Here is an 8,328-nt window from a genome sequence, read left to right on the forward strand (position 1 = left end):
AAGATGTTATCAGAAAAAAGCGGGATAGATCACTTTTCTCTGCATACAGCTCTCATAGGTCAATGCAATGTACACAGCTTATTGTGCTAATCAATGTTATGCGTATATGACATATTCTTCTTTTCTTTGTAGTTCAAATCCTACACAATTATTATCACTAACTCTATTCTTTATACATTAAGAAAAATACTATTTACAGATCATGTGGTATCGACTGGGTCAATTCATTTTAAAACAAAGGTTATTACTGATTTTTTTGTTGATGATTGCTACGGGAATCATGACGTATTATGCAACACAGGTGCGTTTAAGTTATGAGTTTACCAGGGCTATACCCACCGATAATCCCCGTTACCAGGAATACCAGTCATTTCTGAAAAAATTTGGCGGAGACGGTAATATGCTTGTTTTGGGGTTTGATAAAAACGATTTCTTTTCTCTTGATTATTTTAATCAAGTAGGTGCTTTACATGCGTCATTAAAAAAAATAAATGGTGTAACAGGTGTATTGAGTATTCCCGATGCAGTAAACCTTCGTAATAATCGTGAGCAGCAGCAACTGGTTCCTGAAAAAATATTTCAGCTCCCCTATCAGTCACAAAGCAGTCTTGATTCATCAAAGCAGGTCTTTCTTAGTTTACCTTTCTATAAGACCTTACTCTACAGCGATTCCGGTAGTGCATACCTGATGGGTGTTTCAGTAAATGGCGATACCATAAACAGCAAAGGGAGAACAAGACTCATCAATGATATCATGCAGCAGGTTGAATTGTTTGAATCAAAAACAAAAACCAGTTTACATGTAAGCGGACTCCCATTCATCAGAACAACAGTGGGTAACAGGATTAAAGATGAGATGAACTGGTTTCTGATAGGATCACTTGTTTTGTCTGCCATTACCTTATTGATATTTTTCCGCTCCATCAGTGCCATGCTTATGAGTCTTGTAGTAGTAGGTATAGGTGTTGTGTGGAGTTTGGGGACCATCGTACTACTGGGTTATAAAATTACCTTGCTAAATGCATTGATACCACCACTGATTGTAGTAATTGGTATTCCCAACTGTATTTACTTCCTCAACAAATACCATACTTCATATAGAGAAACGGGTGATAAAGAGAAAGCACTCATTACCATGGTGGGCAGAATGGGTATTGTTACACTCTTTTGCAATATCGCTGCAGCTATTGGTTTTGCTGTATTTGCATTAACCAAGAGTGCTTTGTTACAGGAATTCGGGATGGTAGCCGGAATTAATATCATGGCTCTCTTTGTGATATCACTCATTTTTATACCGGTAGTATTGAGTTATCTCAAGCCACCTAAAAACAGACACACTAAATACCTCGATAATCCTTTTCTCGAAAAAATGTTGGTGCGTATTGAACGTTGGACTTTTCATCATGCCAAATGGGTGTATGGTATAACTATTGTATTGAGTGTATTTGCAGTGCTGGGAATTTTTCGTTTGAAAAGCGAAGGGTTTATTGTGGATGATCTGCCAAAGACAGATAAAATATATACCGATCTAAAATGGTTCGAAGCACATTTTGGTGGTGTAATGCCGCTGGAGATTTTAGTAGATACAAAAAAGAAAAACGGATTGCTGAGAAATACAGGACCTGTTTCCAGAATCAATGAATTATCTGCATATATCGGTGCAAAGCCAGAAGCTGCAAGGCCTCTATCATTTGCTGAAGGACTCAAATTTGCCAAGCAGGCTTATTATGATGGCGATATATTGAGTTATGATGTTCCTTACGAAGGTGATCTTGCATTTATGGGGCCCTACCTGAAACAAAAAGCAGACAGTAATGCGGGAACAGGTGTGTCGAAAATCATCAGCAATTTTATGGACAGCGCCAAACAGGTAGCGAGAATAACGGTGAATATGAAAGATGTGGGTAGTTCGCAATTGCCATTACTGATTGCCGATTACGAACAAAAGGCCAGGCAAATATTTGATACTGCTTCTTATAAAATTACCTTCACAGGCAGCAGTATCACTTTTCTCGAAGGGTCAAGTTTTATTATTAAGGGGTTGAAGGAAAGTATTTTCTGGGCTTTTTTACTCATCACTTTATGTATGCTTTACCTCTTCAGGTCTTTTCGTATACTGGTTTGTTCATTAATACCCAACCTTATTCCACTGGTTATTACCGCAGGTGTTATGGGATGGGTGGGTATTGCACTGAAGCCCTCAACTGTACTGGTTTTCAGCGTAGCACTTGGTATTGCCATCGATGTAACCATTCGTTTTCTTATCAATTATAAACAGGAACTGCCGCATTATAATAACCAGGTAGCCCAAACATTGGTGCAAACCATCAGGCATACAGGAATCAGTATCATTTATACATCATTGGTACTTATTGCCGGCTTTATTATTTTCTGTATCAGCGATTTTGGGGGTACCCAGGCCCTGGGCTGGCTCACTTCACTAACATTGGTAATCGGTACATTAACCAACTTAGTACTTTTACCTGTACTCATTCTTCATTTTCAACAAAAGAAAACCAAACCGGTTTTATAGGCGGGAAAGAAATACGTTAATTAAATATTACATTTATATACTATTTATTCCAAATGTCAAATAGAGGGTCAAAAATTGATCTTGCAGGAAGAAATGAGCGTTCTTAAGAGAAATAATTTCACCAAAATGATACTCTCAAGATAAAAAAAGCAGTAGATACTAAAGGTATTTTAGCATTTATGGTGTCTTTAATTATTGATTATCATTTTGTTATAAGTTAGCAATAATTAACTTTTAATTCAAAGTCAAAATTTTTTCGGCGAGTTTATCTTTTTTTTAGGTCAAACAGCGTTTTTGTAAAGCTAGCTGTCTAAATTTAACACTTCTATAAACCTAAAAAACTAAATGCGCATGAGAAAATTATTGGCACTAGTTGCCAGTGTTGTGCTATTGATGGTACAGCTACAGGCACAGACCGGCCGGACCTTCACGGGTAAGGTCACGGATTCCAAGGGTGCACCGCTTGCAGGTGTTACCGTTTCAGCGGGCTCTGAGAGGAGAACCGTAACAGACAATGCGGGAAATTTTACCATTCAGGTGGCCGCTAATGTCAGATCACTTCGTTTCAGCTATGTTGGCTACAATATTCTGGACGCCAGCATTTCCGACAAAAATTCCATTACCGTTAGCATGACTGAAGAAGACAAATCATTGTCTGAAGTAGTGGTGGTAGGTTATGGTACGCAGAAGAAAAAAGAGATCACCGGTAGTATTGTAAGTGTTAAAGGCGATGCATTGGCCAATAAACCCAACCAGAGTTTTGATCAGGGATTGGGTGGTCGTGCGGCAGGTGTTCAGATAACCATTCCAAGTGGTGTACTGAATTCACCACCCGTTATCCGTATCCGCGGTACAAACTCTATCTCTCTGTCATCGTATCCACTGATTGTATTGGATGGTGTTCCAATGTTTACCGGAGACTTCAGTGCTACCAGCTCTGCAGGTAATATTCTGGCGAGCATTAACCCTAACGATATTGAAAGTGTAGACGTAGCCAAAGATGCGGCTGCAACTGCTATCTATGGTAGCCGTGCTGCTAATGGGGTATTGTTTATTACTACTAAAAAAGGTAAAGCAGGCCGTTCAAAAGTAACCTTAGACAGCTGGGTAGGTTTTAGCCAGGTGCAGCGTTTACCTGAACTGATGGATGCTTTCCAGTATACCGATTACAAGAACTCTGCACTGGTAAATGCAGGTACATTCAATGCCACTACCAATGCTTTTGCATTAACCAATGGTCCTGATGGTCAGCCGATTAATACTCGCTGGACAGATTATGTTTATCGTACAGGCGTTCAGCATAGCAATACCATCAGTATATCCGGAGCCAATGAGGCAACCAGCTATTATTTCTCTGCAGGTTATACTGAGCAACAGGGTATTATCAGGAGGAATGATTACAAGCGTTTGTCACTTACCATGAATGTAGATCATAAAGTAGGTAAGGCAGTTAATATTGGAGGTAAAATTCAGTATTCATCTGAGAAAAACCTGGCTGCTGTAAGCTCTGGTTCTTTAGGTGATGCTTTTGCTACTGCAGGTCTGGGTCGTGTGGTTCAGGTAACTGCTCCTAACATTTCCCCGTACAACAATGATGGCACCTATAATTATAATGGTGCGTTGATTGGAGTAATGGGCAATAAAGTGGGACAGGTTGGTTTTAACAACCCTGTTATTCAGTTAGACCTGAACAGGAACGATAACTATATTGAACATATCATCAGTAATGTATACGCACAGATCAAACCATTTAGCTGGTTAACTGGTCGTACTACTTATGGTATTGATTATGTTTTATCGGATAACGATATTTTCTTCCACCCAATTTCGGGTGAAGGTTTTGCTTCAACAGGTTCTGTTACTTCTACTTATAGTAAGAACAAAAGATGGGTATGGACTACTACCTTACAGTTCGATAAAACTTTTGGTGAAAAACATACTGTAAGTGCTTTAGCAGGGATTGAGCACCAAAAATCTGATGCTGTTGGTTTTGGTCTGAACCGTATTACCGTTTCTGATCCTGCATTTACCAATATCCAGGGTGGTTGGGCTACACCTAATACTGCTGGTTTAGGTATTGGCGAAAACTACCTGTATTCAGAGTTTGGTCGTGTTCAATATAACTACGATCGTAAATACTATCTTACTGGTAACCTGAGAAGAGATGGTGCGTCTCAATTGGGAGCCAATACCAAATATGGTACATTCTGGGGAGTGTCTGCAGGATGGGAAGTAATGAATGAAAAATTCTGGTCTGCAGCTAAACTGGATCGCGTATTCAGCAGCTTTAAGCTACGTGCCAGTTATGGTAAAGTAGGTAATATCGGAGGTCTGGGTAACTTTGCTTCCTTATCACAATATGGTTCTGGTTTATATGGTGGTGCTGCTACTGTAGCTTACAGCCAGGCAGGTAACCCTAACCTTACCTGGGAAACCAGTAAGAAAACAGATATCGGTATCAACTTTGGTATCCTGAAAGATAAGATCACTGCTGAAATCGGTTATTACAATAGTAACAACGATGGTTTGTTATTATTTGTACCACAGCCTCCTTCTGCCGGTTTACCTTCTTCTATTCCTCAGAATATCGGAACCATGTATAACAGAGGTTTTGAGTTTCAGGTAAACTGGAATGCAGTAAGTAAAAAAGATTTCAGCTGGAATACTTCATTCAACCTTGCTACCAATGCCAACAAAGTAACTTCACTGGCACCTGGTATCAATAATATCATAGGTTCAACCGGCGGTCTGGAAAATCCTAGTATTACATTGCCAGGTCATCCGATTTCTATGATTTTTGTAACCCGTACAAAAGGAGTTGATCCTGCAACTGGTCGCAGAATCTTTGTAAACTCTCAGGGTCGTGATGTTTACTTCCAGCACGTTGCTCCTGCCGGACAATCAAGGTTTATGTTTGCTGACGGAACTACAGCAGGTACAGTAAGTAATGCTGACGCCGTTGTGTATAAAAATACCAATCCTAAAGTCTTTGGTGGTTGGGAAAATACTTTCCGTTTCAAAGGGTTTGAGTTAACTGCATTGTTAACTTATCAGTTCGGTAACTGGATTTATTTCGGAACCCAGGCTGGCTTAAGAGATCAGCGTTTCTGGAACAATGAAGTAGCTGTATTAAGAAGATGGCAGAAAGCGGGAGATATCACTGATATTCCTAAAGCTGTATTTGGTGATAACGTATCAAACGGTTCTTCATTCCCACTTGATATTAACGTGTTTAAAGGCGATTTCGTAAAACTGAGAACGTTGACTTTAGGTTATAACCTGCCTAAGTCATTGCTCGAAAAAATTAAAATTACCAGCGCACGTTTCTACATCAATGGAAACAACCTGCTGATCCTTACCAAATATCCTGGTCCGGATCCTGAAGTATCCTCTAATGGTAATGGTACTACCAACTTTGGTGTTGACAGAAACACAGTTGCTAACCAGAGAGGTCTTACTGTAGGACTCAGTGTAGGATTTTAATTGTTAAACTATTAATGCAGTAAAATGAAAAATAAACTTTTATATGTAATCATGGCTGCAGCGGTGGTTCAATTGACCTCCTGCGCCAAAGATAAATTTATCAACCCGGTACCCACGAATGCCATTTCTGATCTGACAGCTTTCGACAGCAAAGACAGAATTGAAGGTCAGGTACGTTCCATCTATGCATCTATCAAAAATGCTGGTATGTATGGTGGTCGTTATCAGATATTCAACGATATCCGTGGTGAAGAATTCATGAACGACCGTACCAATGTGGTAACCGGTTTTGATATCTGGAACTATACACCCAGTAACAGTTCTACCAACAGCGTACTGAACCATTGGTCGCGCGCTTATTATGTAATTAACCTGGCCAACGTGTTTATAGATGGTATGGCGGCAAAAGGCACAACAATAGTCGGTGCTAATCTGTCGAATAACTATCTCGGTGAAGCACGTCTGTTAAGGGCATTGAGCTATTATTCACTGTTACAACTGTATGCCCGCCCATTCTGGGATGGTAACGGAAGTAAACCAGGTGTTCCTCTTCGTTTAAAAGGAAATACCGGTTCTGGCGATTATGCTTTGGCACGTGCTACCGTTGCTGAAGTATATACACAGATACTGGCCGACCTCACTTTTGCTGAACAGAACCTGCCATTAACAAATGCCAATGCAACATTGAATACAACACGTGCACACAGAAATACAGCTATTGCTTTGAAAACACGTGTGTTATTAAGTATGCGTCGTTATGCAGATGTAATCACTGAAGCCAATAAAATTGTAAGCGCTACTGCTCCGTTTGTTGCATCTTCCGGTGTGGCTCATGCATTACAGGCCGATTACAGAACCATGTTCACTACTAACTATTTCACAACTGAATCAATCATGTCAATGCCATTTGCTTCTAATGAAACTCCTGGTGGACAAAATCAGTTGGGTTATTATTATGGACCTTCTGCTTTCAATGGTGGTAATGGAGAATATTCATTGTTAGCAAGCGGTATCATTTCAGATGCAGGCTGGTTACCAACCGACAGAAGAAGAAGTTTTGTACAGGTATTCAGTGGTAAAAGCTACCTGACCAAATACAGTGTTGCGTCAACATTTATTGATCCTGCTCCTGTAATGCGTTATTCAGAAGTATTACTGAACCTCGCAGAAGCAAGGGTACGTTCAACCAATACAGTTGATGCACAGGCAATCGCTCTCTTGAATGCAGTACGTGGCCGTTCTGATGCAACGACTATATTTACTGCCCTCAACTTTGCAAATGCAGACGCTTTAGCAAATGCAATTGTAAATGAAAGAAGGATTGAATTCCTTGGTGAAGGTTTACGCGGTACAGATATCACCCGCTTAGGCTTACCATTGCCTGCGAAACCAGGTGTTGCAGCTATCGCGGCTACTGCCCAGCAGTATATATGGCCCATTTCTTCAAGCGAATTGTTATTGAACCCATTGTGTGTAGACAACTAATACATAATTGACGAACGATTTATCAGTCGTCAGAAGATTACATAAAAGCTGGTATGCATTTGCATACCAGCTTTTCTTTTACCTAAATGATTGACTTACAGTATGTATAAAGACGGAGAAATTGATATGAATACGGAGTAAAACCTATCGTATTTGAATCTGATTGTATTACCAATTGACCGTACAGCCCATTGCTTTTTCTTCAAAAACTAAGTAATGTTAACATAATTTTAATCTTAATGTGTTTAACATTAAGTTAATAAACAGCGTATTTTATATGTTCTTTTTTTATCTGCGTTGTTTTTTTTACAAAAAGCGCAGCATTTTGCCCCCTAAACCTGTCCATTAGTGTGCATTTATGTTTTCTTTAACTAAATTGCGACTCGCATTTTTTATTTAAAAACTGAAATAATGAGAAAATTCGTCACAGTCTTTCTGTGTGCCTTGCTCAGCATTGCACAGGTTTGGGCTCAAAACCAAACCGTTACAGGTAAAGTAACAGACCAAAAATCAGGCCAGCCGCTTGTTGGTGTTACTGTATCTTCTGGCAGCACGAATGCATTAACAGATGGAGCCGGTACTTACCGTATCTCTGTTGCCGCAGGTGCCAAAACAATCACTTTTATGTTCGTGGGTTATGATCGCATCGAGCTTCCTATCAGAGGCGCTGTGGTTAATGCTTCACTAAACCCTGAAACAAAATCACTGGAAGAAGTGGTTGTAACAGGTTATTCCCGTGAAAGAAAAACACAGTTTGCCGGTGCTGCCACTGTTATCAGTGCAAAAGCAGTTGAAACTGTACCAGTAGGTTCTTTCGATCAGGCTTT

Annotated in this window: 4 protein-coding genes; all 4 read left to right on the top strand. The window is 39.9% G+C overall.

Features of this window, described 5'->3' with window-relative positions:
* The first annotated feature begins 202 nt into the window (after positions 1-202).
* The gene (locus tag KXJ59_RS05240) at positions 203-2,533 is read left to right on the top strand and encodes an MMPL family transporter (RefSeq protein ID WP_295201914.1); all 2,331 of its coding nucleotides are present in this window, start codon (positions 203-205) and stop codon (positions 2,531-2,533) included.
* A gap of 351 nt (positions 2,534-2,884) precedes the next feature.
* The gene (locus KXJ59_RS05245; RefSeq protein WP_295201916.1) at positions 2,885-6,016 is read left to right on the top strand and encodes a TonB-dependent receptor; all 3,132 of its coding nucleotides are present in this window, start codon (positions 2,885-2,887) and stop codon (positions 6,014-6,016) included.
* Between the two features lie 24 nt (positions 6,017-6,040).
* A complete protein-coding gene (locus KXJ59_RS05250) occupies positions 6,041-7,501 on the top strand; it encodes a RagB/SusD family nutrient uptake outer membrane protein (protein WP_295201918.1) in 1,461 nt (486 codons plus the stop codon).
* 411 nt (positions 7,502-7,912) lie between these two features.
* The coding region (locus KXJ59_RS05255; protein ID WP_295201920.1) for a carboxypeptidase-like regulatory domain-containing protein at positions 7,913-8,328 on the top strand (416 nt) is incomplete at its 3' end.

Source organism: Sediminibacterium sp. (assembly GCF_019264485.1).
In the GTDB taxonomy this organism is placed as follows: domain Bacteria; phylum Bacteroidota; class Bacteroidia; order Chitinophagales; family Chitinophagaceae; genus Sediminibacterium.

Coding starts and splice junctions, on each gene's coding strand:
- KXJ59_RS05245 (WP_295201916.1), top strand. CDS start 2,885: ATGAGAAAATTATTGGCACTAGTTGCCAGTGTTGTGCTATTGATGGTA.
- KXJ59_RS05250 (WP_295201918.1), top strand. CDS start 6,041: ATGAAAAATAAACTTTTATATGTAATCATGGCTGCAGCGGTGGTTCAA.
- KXJ59_RS05240 (WP_295201914.1), top strand. CDS start 203: ATGTGGTATCGACTGGGTCAATTCATTTTAAAACAAAGGTTATTACTG.